The sequence below is a fragment of the uncultured Tateyamaria sp. genome (assembly GCF_947503385.1).
Classification (GTDB): Bacteria; Pseudomonadota; Alphaproteobacteria; order Rhodobacterales; family Rhodobacteraceae; genus Tateyamaria.
In genome coordinates this window covers 185799-201905 of record NZ_CANNDO010000005.1, presented here as the reverse complement: position 1 = coordinate 201905, position 16107 = coordinate 185799, and the positions used below count along the sequence as shown (strand labels likewise).

Here is a 16107-nt window from a genome sequence, read left to right as displayed (position 1 = left end):
GGCTCAGAAATCCGCGCCGGGTTCGATGCGGTACTGCTGGCCCTTGTCCATCATCGCTACCAGCCGGATGATGCAGCCATCCCCCCGGTCCCAGTTCCATGGGAAAAAGGCAAAGGTCACACGTTTGCCCGTGACCCGGTCCAGATCACCGCCCACATTCTCGATCCCCAAAATGCCGTTCTTGAACAGCGTCTGGTGTACGGGTTCCCATTCGGGAAAATCCACCTCCCATGGGGTGCCGCCGGACCATTCCAGATATTCCGCCTCCAGATGCGGCAGGATCGGGCCGTTGCGCTGCGGGCCGATGGCAGTGGCCAGCGGGTGGTCATTGGCCTGCGTATCGTGGCCCACCACCTTGATCCCCTTTTCCACCATCCAGTCCGCCGCCGACCGGACCAGCCCCGGACAATAGGCAAAGTAATCGCCGTCTTCATATTGTTTGTGCCAGCCGGTGTTGATGATCAGCACATCGTTCTTGCGGATCGCATGACCGCAGGCCTTTTCCAGATCGTCCGCCGTGATCTGCTCCCACTTCTTCTTGGGGATGCTGACCACGAGGCCCGAGCCAAAGAAATGCGGCAGCGGCACCTCGTCGATAAAGGGCGTGCCCTGCACCACATGGGCCGGGGCGTCGATGTGAGTGGTGACGTGCATCGTCGTGGTGATCGTCTGGGACAGCACACCCGACTTGGCCATGTAGTGCTTGCGATCAATCTGGACGTCCTTGAAGTACGGCCAGTTCGGGCATTGAAACCCGTAGCGGTGGCTGAGGTTTACAAACTCCAGCCCCATGTCGTTGTTGTCGTTTTCCTGAAATTCGATCCCACGCACCGTGATGGCCATCGTGTCCTCCCACAGACTCAGTCAGATGTTTTGCATCATGGTGCAACTGTATCATATTACGGTCAACTCTTGATTTGCACCGCATCGTGGTCTAGCGTAAACGCCCTGAACCACTGGACATCTGCTGGAACGCGCTGCCGCATGACACCCGAGAACGATCAGAAAGTTACTGGAATTCAAGTGATTGCGCGCGCCGCCGACATTCTGCGCGCTTTGGGCAAGGAAACGCAGGGCCTGAGCCTTGGGCAGATTGCGCGCAAGGTCGGCTTGCCCCGCTCTACGGTACAGCGGATCGTGGGCGCGCTGGCGTCCGAGGGATTCATCTCGACCGAAGACGGCAGTGGCGGCATCCGGCTTGGCCCCGAAATCCAGATGCTCGCACAGGCCTCGGTGCGCGATACCAAGGACCTGCTGCGGCCCACGATGCAGCGTATCGCGGACGAAACCGGCGAGACCGTCGACCTCGCCGTCATGGAGGGCACCCGGATGCTCTTTGTCGACCAGATCGTCGGGCGGCACCGGTTGCGCACGGTCTCAAGCATCGGCGAACGCTTTCCGCTCACCACCACCGCCAACGGCAAGGCCGCCCTTGCCTGTCTCGACGAAGGTGACGCCGCGCGGCTCGCGCTGGCCGAAAGCGAAAGCGAACCCGGTGCGATGGGCCGCCTGCCCCTGTTGTTACAGGAAATCCAGACCATCCGGGACGGCGCGCTCGCCCGCGACGAAGACAATCACACCGAAGGCGTGTCCGCGCTTGGCTTTGCCATGCAGGACCCGGTCGGGCGCATCTATGCGATTTCGGTTCCGGTGCCCAGTTCCCGCTACGAGCGGCTCAAGACACAGCTGGCGGACGTGCTGGACCTGCACCGGCGTGACATCCACGACCGGCTACAAGCCCCGGCACGTCCGCGCGCCTGACCGTCAGAGCAGCCCGTCAGGCAGTTTCTGTTCTGCCGCCGTGTTGGCGCGCCGGAACACAAATGTCACCAGCGTCGACGTCATCACAATGAACAGCGAATAGAGTGCGGGCACCGCCATGATTGCCTGTTGTTGCTCGGGCGGGAAAGTGAACACCACGATGGCAATTGCCAGCGGCCCGTTCTGAATGCCCGTCTCCAGCGCCACGGTGCGCGCGTTGCGCGGATGCAGCTTGAGCGAGGTGGCAAAGAAATACCCGATGGTGATGCCCACAACGCCCAGACCGATCGCCGCCACATAGGTCGCAGCCGTGGTGTTCAGCAGGAACTGCCAGTTCTGCGGGACCCACGTCACCGCGATGAACACAATGAAGAACGCGCCAAGGATCGAGCCCAGGAACTCCATCACCGCGCCAGCATTCGGGTTCAATTTGCGCAGCGTCATGCCGATGGCCACGGGCACCAGCAGGACGATCAGCACTTTGATGATGTCTTCGCGCGGGATTTCCAGATCGAGCGCGGCGGCATAGAGCAGCAGGATCAGCGGGATCAAAATGACGCCAAACACGGTCGAGGTGACCGTCATCAGCACTGACAGCGCCAGATTGCCCTTGGAAAAGTAGGTAAAGATGTTGGACGTTGTCCCACCGGGCATACAAGCCATAATCAGGATGCCGACAGCGATGGTTTCCGGCACCGACAGCATCAGCGCCAACAGAAAGCCCAAGAGCGGCATGATGCCATATTGGCTGACCACCCCGATGGCGAGACCGTAGGGACGGCGCAGCGCCAGATAGAAATCGCGCGGCGTCAGGGACGCGCCCATGCCCAGCATGATGACCGCAACCATGATGCCCAGCAGCGTTTGTGTGAACTCATCAACCATCTCGGCTTACTCCGCTGCAATCTGCGCTGTTTGCTCGGCGCGCAGGTCTTTTCTGAGGATTTTGCCGACATTGGATTTCGGCAGTTCGTCGCGGAATTCGACCTGTTTGGGCACCTTGTAATTGGTCAGATGCTCTTTGCAGTAGGCGCGGACCTGTTCAACCGTCAGGCTGTCGTCGCCCTTGACGATGAACGCCTTGACCGCCTCACCGCTGGCCGCGTCCGGCACGCCGATCACGGCGGCCTCGGTGATGCCGGGATGGGCAGCCAGCACGTCTTCGACCTCGTTGGGGTAGACGTTAAAGCCGGACACAACCACCATGTCCTTCTTGCGATCCACGATGCGGATATAGCCGTCTGAATCCATGTACCCGATGTCACCCGTCAGGAAATAATCGCCGTTCATGACCTTTTCGGTCTCGTCCGGTTTTTTCCAGTAGCCCTTCATAATCTGGGGGCCGCGTGCGCCAATCTCTCCGGTCTCGCCTATAGCCAGCTTGGTGCCGTCTTCGGCGAAACAGGCCACATCCGTGGACGGGACAGGAATACCGATTGTACCCTCGCGCGCCTTGCCATGCGGCTCAAATGTCAGCACGGGCGAGGTTTCCGTGAGGCCATAGCCCTGCACCACCTCGGTCCCGGTCACCTCGCGCCAACGCTCCGCCACCGATGATTGCAGCGCCATTCCACCGGCACCTGCAAATTTCAGGTGTTTGGGCGGCGAGTCGGTGAACCACACTTCGTTGCACAGCGCGTTAAACAGCGTGTTCACACCACTCATCCACGTGATCTTGTAGTTTTCGAACGCGCGTTTGACATTCGACAGGGGCCGCGGGTTTGGGATCAGAATGTTACGCGCACCCAGCCAGTAAAAGGCCAACATGTTCACCGTAAACGCAAAAATGTGGTAGAGGGGCAGCGCGGTCAGAACGACCTCTCCCCCCTTTTCCAGATCACCGGCAAGCAGTTCCATCGCCTGTTCCATGTTCAGGATCAGGTTCCCGTGGGTCAGCATCGCGCCTTTGGCCACGCCGGTTGTCCCGCCGGTGTACTGCAACACGGCCAGATCGTCGTGACCGATGGATTGGTGATAGGCGCCGACCTCCACGTGGTCGGATGCAATGCGGTTGCGCCCCGCCTTCAGCGCCTCGGGCAGGCGCACATGTGCCGTTTCGACCGGTTTCACGGACCGATCCCAGTATTTCTGCACCAACCCGACGATGCCGCGCGGCAGGACCGGCAGGAATTCCGCCACACGTGTGACGATGACGTTCGGTATAGGGTGGCCGCGGGTTGCCGCTGGCACCTTGTCGGCGAACATGTCCGCGATAATCAGCGCGTGCGGTTCGGCATCCTCGAACTGCTTGGCCATCTCATCCGCAGTATAGAGCGGATTGACATTGACCAGCACGCACCCGGCCTTGAACACGCCAAAGGCAGCGACGGGAAAACTCAGGGAATTCGGCATCTGAACCGCCACGTGGTCCCCTGCGGACAGACCCGCCACCTCGCGCAGGTACACGGCCAGCGCGTCCGACATCTCGTCCACTTGGGCAAAGGTCAGCGTGCCGTTCATTCCGTTGGGCAGACAGCAGGTGAACGCCTTGCCCGACTTGTAGGTCTCTGCGACCGACCGAATAAGCTCAGGCAGGTTCCTGTAGGACGATGTCCCGATGTCCGGGCGTACATTTGGCCCATAAAACGCCTGCCATGGCCGATCTGCGTGCACCATACAAAGCCCTCCCTGTCCTCTTTGGTGATCCTGCACTGTAGGCGAGGACCGGGCGGGGTTAAATGACCCGCAGAATTTACGCTGCGGAAAATCTGTGCGGCTCGGTCAGTCGGGTCCCGTCGTTGACGTATCTGGATGCCTGCGGCTACGGTGCCTGCGTTGCGTCAGGAGACGCACGCGGGAGGATATTTTCAGATGACAGGCAGTCGCAGCATCGCGCGCGTTGAAACGCGCCGGTTCAATTTGCCCTTGGCCGAGGTGCTCAGCGATGCCAAGCACGGCGACCACACTCATTTTGAACTGATCACCGCGACCGTGACCCTGGCCGATGGCAGCAGCGGCACAGGCTACACCTATACCGGCGGCAAAGGAGGACATGCGATCAAGGCGATGATCGATCACGACCTTGCGCCGTTTTTGCGGGGCCGTGACGCGGACGCGGTGGAAACGCTCTATGACGCGATGCAGTGGCATGTGCATTACGTGGCGCGGGGCGGTGTCGCAAGTTTTGCCATTTCGGCGGTGGATATCGCGCTGTGGGATTTGCGTGGACACGCGCGGGAACAGTCGCTGGTGCGGATGGCTGGCGGCGCTTCCGACCGGTGCAAGGCCTATGCGGGCGGGATCGACCTCAACTTTCCGCTGCCCAAACTGCTCGCGTCGATCCAAGGCTACCTTGACCGGGGCCATAACGGGGTCAAGATCAAGATCGGCCAACCCACATTGGCCGAAGATGTCGCCCGCATCGCCGCGATTCGCGAGATGATCGGCCCTGACGTCGCCTTTATGGTCGACGCAAACTACGGCATGAGCGTCGAACAAGCGATTGCGGCGGCGAACGCCTTTGAGCCCTATGATCTGCTTTGGTTCGAGGAACCGACGATCCCCGACGACTACAAAGGCTACGGTCAGATCGCCGAACAGACGGGAATGCCGCTGGCCATGGGGGAAAACCTGCATACGATCCACGAGTTTGAATACGCCTTTGCCGACGCAAAGCTCAGCTTTGTTCAACCCGATGCATCCAATTGCGGTGGCATTACCGGATGGTTGCAGGTGGCGAAACTGTCGAAACAACACGGCATTCCCGTCTGCTCGCACGGGATGCAGGAACTCCACGTGAGCCTGATGGCGTCGCAGGCGCATTCGGGCTGGCTGGAGGTGCATTCCTTTCCCATCGACACTTACACTACCCGGCCCCTCGTGATCGAGAACCACATGGCCGTGGCCCCTGACACCCCCGGCACTGGCGTGGTCTTTGACTGGGACAAACTGAACGCAGAACATGACGAGAGTGCCCATGGCTGACACCATTACCGCCGCTCACTACCGCGGCAACAAGAGCTTTACCGTGGACAGCGCCCCTGCCCCGACACCGGGACCGGGCGAGGTCGCGGTCCGGGTCGCCTTTTGCGGCATCTGCGGAACCGACATGCATGTGTTTCACGGGAACATGGATGCGCGTGTTGGGTTCGAGCGCGTCATTGGGCATGAAATGTCCGGCATCGTTGACGCTGTGGGGGACGGCGTGGATGGGTTTGGCGCGGGCCAAAAAGTCGTCGTGCGGCCCTTGGACCAGTGCGGCGATTGCCCGGCATGTGCGGCGGGTCATCAGCATATCTGCCACCGGCTGAAATTTCTCGGCCTCGACACCGATGGCGCCATGCAAGAGGTGTGGGTTGTCCCGGCCCACACCTTGCACACGCTCCCGGATGATCTGCGCCTCGATCATGCGGCCCTGATCGAACCGGTTGCCGTGGCGTGCCATGATGTGCGTCTGTCCGCCCTGCAACCGGGCGAAGACGTGGTCGTGATCGGCGGCGGTCCCATCGGTATTCTTGTTGCGATGGTGGCGCGCGACGCAGGTGGCAATGTGGTCGTGTCGGAAGTAAACGAAAACCGCCTCGCCATTGCGCAAAAGCTGGGCTTTGCCACGGTAAACCCGGCGCAGGCCGATCTCGCGTCCGAGCTCAACACGCGCACCGGCGGCAAGGGTGCGGACGTCGTATTCGAAGTGTCGGGCACGCAGCCCGGCGTCGATGCCATGACTGCGGTTGCCGCGACCCGTGCCCGCATCGTCATGGTCGCGATCCACGCGCAGAAACCGCAGATCGACCTGTTCCAGTTTTTCTGGCGCGAGCTGAAGCTGATCGGCGCGCGGGTCTACGAGCCCGAGGATTACGAAAAGGCCATCGGCATCATCACCTCCGGCGGCGTGGACGCAGATACGGTCATCACCGACGTGGCCCCGCTGGCGGACATCCAAAAAGCGTTCGAAGACCTCGACCGCAGCCCCACAGCGCTTAAAAGTCTGATCAAGGTGGGGGACCTGACATGAACATGTTTGACCTCACCGGCAAGACCGCCCTTGTCACCGGTGCCAAACGCGGCATCGGGCGCGGCATGGCCGAAGCGCTGGCTGCTGCCGGGGCCGACATCATCGGCGTCAGCGCAACGCTCGGCCCCGGATCGGAGGTGGAGCAGGCCGTGACGGATATGGGCCGCAGCTTTGCCGCGCACGCCGTGGACTTTTCCGACCGCGCGGCGGTGCGCACCTTTGCCGACGAAATGGCCGAGGCCGCGCCGGATATCCTCATCAACAACGCGGGCACTATCAAACGCGCGCCTGCCGCCGAACACCCGGACGACTGGTGGGACGAAGTCATCGAGGTCAACCTGTCAGCGCAGTTCATCCTGTCCAAGGCGGTGGGTGCCAAGATGGCCGCGCGCGGGTCGGGCAAGATCATTTTCACCGCCTCCCTCCTGACGTTTCAGGGCGGCATCACGGTGCCGGGATACGCCGCCTCCAAGGGCGGTATCGGCCAGTTGACCAAAGCGCTTGCCAATGAATGGGCGGGCAAGGGCGTGAACGTGAACGCCATCGCTCCGGGCTACATCGCCACCGATAACACGCAAGCCTTGCAGGACGATCCGGCCCGGTCCAAGGCAATCCTCGAACGCATCCCGGCGGGCCGCTGGGGCGAGCCTGCGGATTTCGGCGGGCCCGCTGTTTTCCTTGCCTCGGACGCGGCACGCTATGTGCACGGTGAAATCCTGACCGTCGACGGCGGGTGGATGGGCCGGTAGCGCCTCAAGCCGCCGCCAAATGCCGCTTCCTGACTTGTGAGCCTGTGGAATCGGTGTACACCTGAACGTCGATGGTGATGCGGCGACGCGTCTGAAAAGGGAACCGGGTGAAGATCCCGGACTGCCCCCGCAACTGTGACCGGCGAGCGGCCCGGCATGTACCACTGGCGCACCAGCGCCGGGAAGGTCCGGCCCCGCAGCGACCCGCAAGTCAGGAGACCTGCCATCGGGAACGCAACATGGCCGACGCATCGGCCCCTATAGCTGCCGGGCGGGTGGCGAGGAGAAAGACATGCATATCGAACCGGGCGTCGTGGACGGCGCAAAAATGGTGTTTGCCTACGGCACCGCGGCCGCAGCAGCGGGCTATGCGCTGAAACTGATGACAGATGATCTCAAGGTGCACTCGATACCTTCATTCGTGCTGCGCACGGTGATCGCGACGCTGGGCGTGTTCGTCTTTTTCGAATTGCTGCCACATTTCGCCGTCGGCATTTCTGAGGTGCACTTTATCCTTGGTACGACACTCTTTCTGCTTATGGGCCCTGCCGCCGCGGCCTTTGGCCTTGCGCTTGGGCTCTTGATCCAAGGGACTGCCTTTGCGCCGTCCGACCTGTCGATGTTCTGCGTTAACGTCACGACGCTTCTGGTTCCGCTCTTTGCCGTAAATGCAGCGGCCAAGGCGATTGTGCCAAGGGCAACGGCTTATGTTGATCTGGGCTATGTGCAGGTGCTGAAAATGTCCGCGATCTACCAAGGCGGCATCGTTGCTTGGGTCGCCTTCTGGGCGATCTACGGTCAGGGCATCGGCGCAGACAACATGCAGTCCATCCTGAGCTTTGGGGCCGCGTACATGCTGGTCATCCTGATCGAACCCATCGCCGACCTTGCCGTTCTGGCATGTGCCAAGGCGGCGCGCGGCTGGAACAACAGCGGTGTTTTCACCCAACGCCTGCACACTGCCGCGTAACCGTCTGAAAACGCAAAGATAGGGGCTGCACGTCACGCGCCGCCCCTATCCGCCCATCACCATGACCCAGCTTTTTCTTATCGGCATCGGCACCGGCAACTCGGATCACCTGACAGGCGAGGCGCGGCGCGCCATTGCCGAAGCGGACCTGTTCCTGATCCCGCGCAAGGCCGAGAAATCCGACCTTGCCGACCTGCGCACGCAGATCATCGGCGCGGTGCGCAGCGACGCGCGCATTGCGACCTTTGACATGCCCACGCGCGACGACAACTTGCCTTATCTGAACCGGGTCGAGGCGTGGCATGACGAGATTGCGCGCATCTGGACCGAGACGATGGCAGACACCCCGGACGCGCAATCCGTGGCGCTGCTGGTCTGGGGGGATCCGTCGCTCTATGACAGCACCTTGCGTATCGCGGCCCGACTGCACCCGGCCCCGCGCGTTCGGGTGATTGCAGGCATCACGTCGGTGCAGGCGCTCACGGCGGCCCACGCCATCCCGCTCAACACGGTCAACGCGCCCGTCACCATTTCCACCGGCAGACGGCTGCGCGACCACGGCTGGCCCGCAGGATGCGAAACGTTGGTGGTGATGCTGGACGGCGCGTGCGCATTTCAGGACCTCGACGGGGATGCTTTTGACATCTGGTGGGGGGCCTATCTGGGGATGCCGGAACAGATCCTTGCCCATGGCCGCCTGTCCGACGTCTGCGATGACATTGTCGCCCGGCGCGCTGCCGCGCGCGCCGCCCATGGGTGGATCATGGACACCTATTTGCTGCGCCCCGTTCGCCCAGTGCCTGCGAATTAGGCAAACAGGGAAAATTTTGCGCGCAGATGGGCGAAGATTCTGGTGAGCCATCGCGCCACTGTGTTCAATCGGGCGATATGACTGCCCACCTGCCCATCACCCGTGACCTGTCCGACCCGCCCCGCGCCCGCGGAACGGTGCGCGTGACGACCAAGCCCGGCGTGCGCGGGACGGTGATCGACAACCTGTACCAAAAGGGTGCGGCCAAGGTTGTGTTTCCGCGTGCCACAATCGGCATGACGGCGGTGATGCTGAACACGTCCGGTGGCGTGACGGGCGGCGACCGATTTGACTATACCGCCACAGCCGGACCTGACACGCACCTGACCGTGACCACGCAAGCCTGTGAGCGCGCTTACCGGGCGCTGCCCGGAGAGGCGGGGCGGATCGACACCACGTTGACCGTGGCCGAGAATGCAACGCTGTGGTGGCTGCCACAGGAAACGCTGCTGTTTGACGGCTGCAACCTTGTCCGGCGCCTGACCTGCACATTGGCCGCGAGTGCCCGCGCACTGATCGTCGAACCCGTCTGCTTTGGTCGTCTCGCCATGGGCGAGGCCAGCATCCACGGCGCGATGTCCGATCGGATTGAGCTGACCCGCGCCGGAGCGCCTCTGGTGTTGGACGCGTGGCGGTTGGCGGGCGATATGGGTGCGGCACTGGCCCACAGCGCGACAGGTGGCGGAGCCCGCGCAATGGTCAGCCTTACCTATGTGGCCCCCGATGCCGAGGGGCAGCTTGAGACCTTGCGCGACCGCCTTGGGGACGCAGGTGGCGCAAGCCTGCTGGCCGCAGACGTGCTGGTGATGCGGCTGTTGGCGCCGTCTGGCTACGCGCTGCGTCAGCGCCTGCTTCCTGTTCTTGATCATCTGACGGGCGGCGCGCTGCCCTTGTGCTGGAGACTTTGACCCATGCAGCTCACCCCGCGTGAAAAGGATAAACTGTTGGTGGCGATGGCCGCAGAGGTGGCGCGCAAGCGCCTTGCCCGGGGCGTCAAACTGAACCACCCCGAAGCGATCGCGCTGATCACCGACGCGGTGGTCGAAGGCGCACGTGATGGGCGGTCCGTTGCCGACATGATGGAGGCCGGTGCGCAGGTGATCACCCGTGCGCAATGCATGGAAGGCGTGCCCGAAATGATCCACGACGTGCAGGTCGAAGCGACCTTTCCCGATGGCACCAAACTGGTGACGGTGCACAATCCGATCCGTTGAATTTGAGTATTTGGAAAGAGAAGAAGACCATGATTCCAGGAGAGATTTTCCCAGCGGACGGCGACATCCAACTGAACACGACATCGACCGCTGTCACCTTGCACGTGGCAAACACGGGCGACCGGCCTGTTCAGGTGGGCAGTCATTATCATTTTGGCGAGGCGAATGCGGCACTCGACTTTGACCGCGATGCGGCGCGTGGAATGCGGTTGGATATCGCGGCGGGGACCGCCGTGCGGTTCGAACCGGGTCAGGCGCGCGATGTTCAGTTGATCCCTATGGGCGGGGCGCGCAAGATCTACGGGTTTAATCAGCAGGTGATGGGCGACCTTTGAGCAGGGCAAATCCCAAGGGAGGAATATTCGATGTGTGATGTATGCGTGATGAACACAGTCAAAGAGCGGATGCTGTCGCGGCGCGATCTGTTCAGGGCAAGTGCCGCTGTGGCGGCGGGTGCCGCGGTGGGTGGTGTGGTGTCCGCGCCGCCTGCGCTTGCGGGTGGGCATGGCGGGGTTGTTGATATGACCCATGTCTATGACGATGCGTTTCCAACCTATTTCGGCGCGCCCGGAATCACCACGGAACAGCCGTTCAACTTTGCCGAACATGGGTTCAACCTGTTGCAGCTATCAGTCAACGAACATACGGGCACGCATATTGACGCCCCGTTGCATTTTTCGGCAGATGGTCAGTCGGTCGATGAGCTGCCGGTCGACAACCTTGTCGTACCGCTCTGTGTTGTGGATATCGCCGCACGGGCCGAGGCGGATGCCGACGCACAGGTGACGCCGGATGACCTGCGTGCCTGGATCGCCACGCATGGTGACATCCCGGACAAGGCCTGCGTGGCGATGCATTCGGGCTGGGCGGGCAAGACCGGCGGTGACGGCTACCGTAATGTCGGCGCGGACGAGGCAATGCACTTTCCCGGCTTTCATATCGAGGCTGCGCAAATGCTGATCGAAGAGACGGGCGCCGTGGCAATGGCCGTCGACACGCTGTCGCTGGATCACGGGCCATCCGCGGATTTCGCCACCCACTATGCGTGGCTGCCCTCGGGCCGCTACGGGATCGAGAACCTGAAAGGGTTGGATCAAGTGCCCGCAGCCGGCGCAACGCTGGTTGTCGGTGCGCCTACCCACCGCGGCGGCACCGGCGGTCCTGCCCGCATCTTCGCAATGATCTGATGGCGACGGTTCCGCTCATATCGGATGACCAGGCCAGCACCGAGGTGCTGGCCGTCTTTGACGACATTCGCGCGGTGCGGGGGACGGATGAGGTCAACAATTTCTGGCGTGCGCTGGCCAACGATCCGGCGCTGCTGTCAGCCACATGGAGCCGGTTGAAAGAGGTGATGGGGCCGGGGGCGCTCGATCCTCTGGTCAAGGAAATGCTCTACATCGCCGTGTCGGTGGCCAACGGGTGTGAATACTGCATCCACTCCCACACAGCCGCCGCGAAGACCAAAGGGATGAGCCCCGCCCAGCACGGAGAGCTTCTGAGCGTCATCGGCATGGCCATGCAGACCAACGGGCTGGTGACCGCGATGCAGGTGCCGGTGGACGGGGTGTTTGAGGTTTGACGTACGACACCCAGTCAATGGCTCGTTGGCACGCCAGACAGGAAGCTGTTCGCAAGCTTCTGTGGGAGACGTGGGACCCAATCGGCGGGCGCACTGGGCGGACCATCCGATGAATATGACAAATCCGCCGATCACGCGTGTTCAATGGTTGTGTCCGGAACATCGCAAGACGACGTCGCCAATTATCTGGCCAGCGTCGCAGAGGTGCACATGGGTCTGGGACCGGCGCGCAACCAAACCCGGAAAAACGAGATTGCTGCCAAGATTGCCGCGCCACTGAACTGAGGTACAGACATGCCCACATCCATCTCCCGTCGCGATTATGCCGCCATGTTCGGCCCCACCGTGGGCGACAAAGTGCGGCTCGCCGACACTGACCTGATCATTGAGGTTGAGCGCGATCTGATCGCTGAGGCCGCAGGGCGCGCGTCCACCGGGGGCAGTGGTGACAACGCACTGCTCTACGGCGAAGAGGTCAAGTTTGGCGGCGGCAAGGTCATCCGGGACGGCATGGGCCAGTCCCAGGTCACGCGCGCGGATGGGGCCGTGGATACCGTCATCACCAACGCGCTGATCGTGGACTGGACCGGGATCTACAAGGCGGATGTGGGCCTGAAGGACGGGCGCATTGCCGGGATCGGCAAAGCAGGGAACCCCGACACGCAACCCGGCGTCGACATCATCGTGGGTCCCGGCACCGAGGTCATTGCGGGCGAAGGACGGATTTTGACCGCAGGCGGATTTGACAGCCACATCCACTTCATCTGCCCCCAGCAAATCGAGGACGCGCTGCATTCCGGCCTCACCACCATGTTGGGCGGTGGCACCGGCCCGGCGCATGGCACACTCGCCACAACTGTGACCCCCGGCCCGTGGCATCTGGGTCGTATGTTGCAAGCGGCGGATGCCTTCCCGATGAACCTCGCCTTTGCGGGCAAAGGCAACGCGTCGCTCCCCGCCGCGCTGGAAGAGCAAATCAAAGGCGGGGCCTGCGCGCTGAAACTGCACGAGGATTGGGGCACCACGCCCGCTGCCATTGACTGCTGTCTGTCTGTGGCCGACGCCATGGACGTACAGGTGATGATCCACACCGACACGCTGAACGAAAGCGGATTTGTGGAAAACACCGTGGCCGCCATGAAAGGCCGGACGATCCACGCCTTCCACACCGAAGGCGCCGGCGGTGGCCATGCCCCGGATATCATCAAAATCTGCGGCGAAGAGCACGTCCTGCCCTCCTCGACCAACCCGACGCGCCCCTTCACCGTGAACACGCTCGAAGAGCATCTCGACATGCTCATGGTCTGCCACCACCTCGACAAATCGATCCCCGAGGATGTGGCTTTCGCCGAAAGCCGCATCCGGCGCGAGACCATCGCCGCCGAGGACATCCTGCACGACATGGGCGCGTTTTCGATCATCGCATCCGACAGTCAGGCCATGGGCCGCGTGGGTGAGGTGCTGATCCGCACCTGGCAAACGGCCGACAAGATGAAGAAACAGCGCGGGGCGCTGCCGGAAGAAACCGGTGACAACGACAATATGCGCGTGCGCCGCTATATCGCGAAATACACGATCAACCCGGCCATTGCCCACGGGATCGCACATGAGATCGGCAGCATCGAGGTTGGCAAACGCGCCGACCTTTGCCTGTGGAGCACGGCGTTCTTCGGGGTGAAGCCCGAGATGGTGCTGCTGGGCGGCTCCATCGCCTGCGCGCAGATGGGTGACCCGAACGCGTCAATTCCGACGCCGCAGCCGGTCTACACCCGACCCATGTTCGGCGCTTACGGTCGATCTGTGGAACGCTCTGCGGTGACCTTTGTGTCCGCAGCGGCGCAGGCCGAAGGGATTGGCGCGTCCCTTGGTCTCGCCAAGGATACGGTCGCCGTGCAGAACACGCGGACCATCGGCAAAAAGGACCTCAAGCTCAACGACGCGACCCCCAAGGTCGAGGTGCATCCCGAAACCTACGAGGTGCGCGCCGATGGAGAATTGCTGACCTGTCAGCCCGCCGAGGTGCTGCCAATGGCACAGCGGTATTTTCTGTTTTGAGAGCCGCTCCGGTATGTGCTCTGACCAAGTCGATCGCGGGTGGCGCGGTACACGCCGCACATCGGGGCGGTCGGCGCGTGGCCTTTCTGCGAAAGGCTGGGGCACAGTGATTGTCCACGATTTTCCATGCGCCCGGCGGAACGCCGGGCAACCCCCGACCGCCCCCCCGGGCGGGGGCTTCTCCCCCACCCGGCGGCCGGGGTCCGCCCTTGGTTCTGAAAACACATGCTGACCACGCAAACCTACCACAGCCATACGCACGGCTCTCCCGCTGACCATCTTCTGCTGACCTATGAGGACCGGTTCCTGCGGCGCAAAGTGCTGACCCTCGCCTCGGGCGCGCAACTGCTCGTGGACCTGCCACAGACCACCTCGCTCGAACACGGTGGAGCGCTCATCACGACCGACAGCCAAGAGATCGAGGTGCAGGCCGCCCCTGAACCCCTGCTCGAAGTGACGGGCGGCAGCCTGCACCGCATCGCTTGGCACATCGGCAACCGCCACACGCCCTGCCAGATCGAGGAGACCCGCCTGCTGATCCAGCGGGACCATGTCATGGCCGACATGCTGGGCAAGATCGGCGCGACTGTGCGCGAGGTGACAGAACCCTTTACACCCGAAGGCGGCGCTTACGGACATGGCCGCACGCACGGGCACGACCATTCCCACAGCCACACATGAACCACGCCCTCACGCTCATGCAATGGCTGTCGCCCGCCTTTCCGGTGGGTGCCTTTGCCTATTCGCATGGGCTGGAACAGGTGATTGCGGATGGCACGGTGTCGGAGGCCCGCTCCCTTCAGGACTGGCTGTCGGCCCTGCTTGCACATGGCTCGGGTCGAGCCGACGCAGTGCTGCTGGCTGCGGCTTATCAGGCGGATGACACGGCGCAGGTCGACGCAACTGCGCGCGCCTTTGCCGCCGGTGCGGAGCGCTTGCAGGAAACCGACCTGCAAGGGGCCGCGTTCTGCGACACGGCGCGGGCAGTGTGGGGGCTGGACCTGACAGGTCTCACCTACCCTGTTGCCGTCGGTGCCGCCGCGCGCGCCATGGACATCCCGCTGACCGACACGCTGCCGCTATATCTGCACGCCTTTGTGTCGAACCTTGTCTCGGTCGCGCAGCGGGCCATGCCGCTGGGGCAAACCGACGGGCAACGGGTGCTGTCGGCGCTGGCTCCGGTGATCGACGCCACGGCCCACGCCGCGTCGACCGCCACCCTCGACGACCTCGCCTCCTCCTGCTTTGCCGCCGACATCGCGGCCATGCGCCACGAAACCCTGCAACCAAGGATATTTCGCACATGACAACGCTCAACGGTCCTCTGCGCATCGGGATCGGCGGCCCCGTTGGCGCGGGTAAGACGACGCTTACTGCCGCCCTCGCCGCCGCGCTCAAGGATCAACATTCCATCGGTGTGATCACAAACGACATTTACACCCGCGAAGATGCGGAGGAGTTGATGCGGCGGCAGATCCTGCCGCAAGATCGCATCATCGGCGTGGAAACCGGCGGCTGCCCGCATACCGCCATTCGCGAGGACGCCTCCATCAACCTCGCCGCCGTGGCCGAGATGCGCGCGCGCCATCCGGAGGTCGAGGCGATCCTGATCGAAAGCGGCGGGGACAACCTGTCAGCCACCTTCTCACCCGAACTGGCCGATATCACCCTTTATGTCATCGACGTGGCCGCGGGCGAAGAAATCCCGCGCAAAGGCGGCCCGGCGATCACGAAATCCGACCTGCTCATTATCAACAAGACCGACCTCGCTCCGCATGTGGGCGCATCGCTCGACGTGATGGAGCGCGACGCGACCCGGATGCGTGCGGGCCGACCCTTTGTGTTTACGGCGCTGCGCCATGGCACCGGCGTGAAGGAGGTGATTGACCAGATCCGCGCCCTGTCCGGCCTTGGTCTCACCCACGCGTAATGGTCTGAAACCGACACGGGCGTTCGCCCTTGGGCGGGTTATCTTGCAATTGCCGCGGTTCACTGTCGGGGCAACAGGAGA

The 16107-nt window shown here is 62.7% G+C and carries 19 protein-coding genes and 1 riboswitch; of the genes, 16 read left to right on the top strand and 3 right to left on the bottom strand.

From position 1 onward, the window contains the following. Positions 1-3: 3 nt before the first annotated feature. Positions 4-843 carry a cyclase family protein gene (locus Q1A85_RS16845; protein ID WP_299692026.1) on the bottom strand — a complete coding sequence of 280 codons (840 nt, stop codon included), beginning with the start codon at positions 841-843 and terminating at the stop codon, positions 4-6. A 141-nt stretch (positions 844-984) separates the two neighbouring features. Here Q1A85_RS16845 and Q1A85_RS16840 point away from each other — a divergent pair, with 141 nt between their 5' ends. After that, the gene (locus Q1A85_RS16840) at positions 985-1761 is read left to right on the top strand and encodes an IclR family transcriptional regulator (protein WP_299692024.1); all 777 of its coding nucleotides are present in this window, start codon (positions 985-987) and stop codon (positions 1759-1761) included. Positions 1762-1764: 3 nt separating this feature from the next. Here the strand turns inward: Q1A85_RS16840 and Q1A85_RS16835 are convergent, their stop codons facing one another. Both Q1A85_RS16835 and Q1A85_RS16830 read right to left on the bottom strand, forming a co-directional pair. Beyond that, positions 1765-2646, bottom strand: a complete 882-nt coding sequence (locus Q1A85_RS16835; RefSeq protein WP_299692021.1) for a bile acid:sodium symporter — start codon at positions 2644-2646, stop codon at positions 1765-1767. A 6-nt stretch (positions 2647-2652) separates the two neighbouring features. Beyond that, positions 2653-4377, bottom strand: coding sequence for an AMP-binding protein (locus Q1A85_RS16830; RefSeq protein ID WP_299692018.1), 1725 nt, complete (start codon positions 4375-4377; stop codon positions 2653-2655). Positions 4378-4572: 195 nt separating this feature from the next. Here Q1A85_RS16830 and Q1A85_RS16825 point away from each other — a divergent pair, with 195 nt between their 5' ends. The 15 genes from Q1A85_RS16825 to ureG all read left to right on the top strand — a co-directional run bounded on the left by Q1A85_RS16825 (position 4573) and on the right by ureG (position 16026). Continuing rightward, positions 4573-5685: a mandelate racemase/muconate lactonizing enzyme family protein gene (locus Q1A85_RS16825; protein WP_299692015.1), complete on the top strand. Its 1113-nt coding sequence runs from the start codon at positions 4573-4575 to the stop codon at positions 5683-5685. After that, entirely contained in the window at positions 5678-6715 is a 1038-nt protein-coding gene (locus Q1A85_RS16820) for an alcohol dehydrogenase catalytic domain-containing protein (protein ID WP_299692012.1), read from the top strand. Before Q1A85_RS16825 ends, Q1A85_RS16820 begins: the two co-directional genes overlap by 8 nt. Further along, entirely contained in the window at positions 6712-7464 is a 753-nt protein-coding gene (locus Q1A85_RS16815; RefSeq protein ID WP_299692009.1) for an SDR family oxidoreductase, read from the top strand. Before Q1A85_RS16820 ends, Q1A85_RS16815 begins: the two co-directional genes overlap by 4 nt. Before the next feature lie 55 nt (positions 7465-7519). Next, a riboswitch (cobalamin riboswitch) is annotated at positions 7520-7707 on the top strand. 49 nt (positions 7708-7756) lie between these two features. After that, a complete protein-coding gene (locus tag Q1A85_RS16810; protein WP_299692007.1) occupies positions 7757-8434 on the top strand; it encodes an energy-coupling factor ABC transporter permease in 678 nt (225 codons plus the stop codon). Positions 8435-8495: 61 nt separating this feature from the next. Continuing rightward, a complete protein-coding gene (gene cobF, locus Q1A85_RS16805; RefSeq protein WP_299692004.1) occupies positions 8496-9245 on the top strand; it encodes a precorrin-6A synthase (deacetylating) in 750 nt (249 codons plus the stop codon). 26 nt (positions 9246-9271) lie between these two features. Continuing rightward, the gene (locus tag Q1A85_RS16800; protein ID WP_299692002.1) at positions 9272-10153 is read left to right on the top strand and encodes an urease accessory protein UreD; all 882 of its coding nucleotides are present in this window, start codon (positions 9272-9274) and stop codon (positions 10151-10153) included. A gap of 3 nt (positions 10154-10156) precedes the next feature. Beyond that, a complete protein-coding gene (locus Q1A85_RS16795) occupies positions 10157-10459 on the top strand; it encodes an urease subunit gamma (RefSeq protein WP_299692000.1) in 303 nt (100 codons plus the stop codon). A 29-nt stretch (positions 10460-10488) separates the two neighbouring features. Continuing rightward, the gene (locus Q1A85_RS16790; RefSeq protein ID WP_299691998.1) at positions 10489-10794 is read left to right on the top strand and encodes an urease subunit beta; all 306 of its coding nucleotides are present in this window, start codon (positions 10489-10491) and stop codon (positions 10792-10794) included. A 30-nt stretch (positions 10795-10824) separates the two neighbouring features. Further along, on the top strand, positions 10825-11646 hold the full coding sequence (locus Q1A85_RS16785) for a cyclase family protein (RefSeq protein WP_299691996.1): 822 nt from the start codon (positions 10825-10827) through the stop codon (positions 11644-11646). Beyond that, a complete protein-coding gene (locus tag Q1A85_RS16780) occupies positions 11646-12041 on the top strand; it encodes a carboxymuconolactone decarboxylase family protein (RefSeq protein ID WP_299691994.1) in 396 nt (131 codons plus the stop codon). The genes Q1A85_RS16785 and Q1A85_RS16780 overlap by 1 nt, the downstream gene beginning before the upstream one ends. 150 nt (positions 12042-12191) lie before the next feature. Continuing rightward, positions 12192-12326 (top strand): hypothetical protein, encoded by a 135-nt coding sequence (locus Q1A85_RS16775; RefSeq protein ID WP_299691992.1) that lies wholly within the window; start codon positions 12192-12194, stop codon positions 12324-12326. 9 nt (positions 12327-12335) lie between these two features. Next, positions 12336-14096 carry an urease subunit alpha gene (gene ureC / locus Q1A85_RS16770; RefSeq protein ID WP_299691990.1) on the top strand — a complete coding sequence of 587 codons (1761 nt, stop codon included), beginning with the start codon at positions 12336-12338 and terminating at the stop codon, positions 14094-14096. 225 nt (positions 14097-14321) lie between these two features. After that, positions 14322-14777: an urease accessory protein UreE gene (gene ureE / locus Q1A85_RS16765; RefSeq protein ID WP_299691987.1), complete on the top strand. Its 456-nt coding sequence runs from the start codon at positions 14322-14324 to the stop codon at positions 14775-14777. Continuing rightward, complete coding sequence (locus Q1A85_RS16760; protein WP_299691984.1) at positions 14774-15403, top strand: urease accessory UreF family protein; 630 nt, start codon at positions 14774-14776, stop codon at positions 15401-15403. Before ureE ends, Q1A85_RS16760 begins: the two co-directional genes overlap by 4 nt. Beyond that, a complete protein-coding gene (ureG, locus tag Q1A85_RS16755) occupies positions 15400-16026 on the top strand; it encodes an urease accessory protein UreG (protein ID WP_299691981.1) in 627 nt (208 codons plus the stop codon). The genes Q1A85_RS16760 and ureG overlap by 4 nt, the downstream gene beginning before the upstream one ends. Positions 16027-16107: the final 81 nt, after the last annotated feature.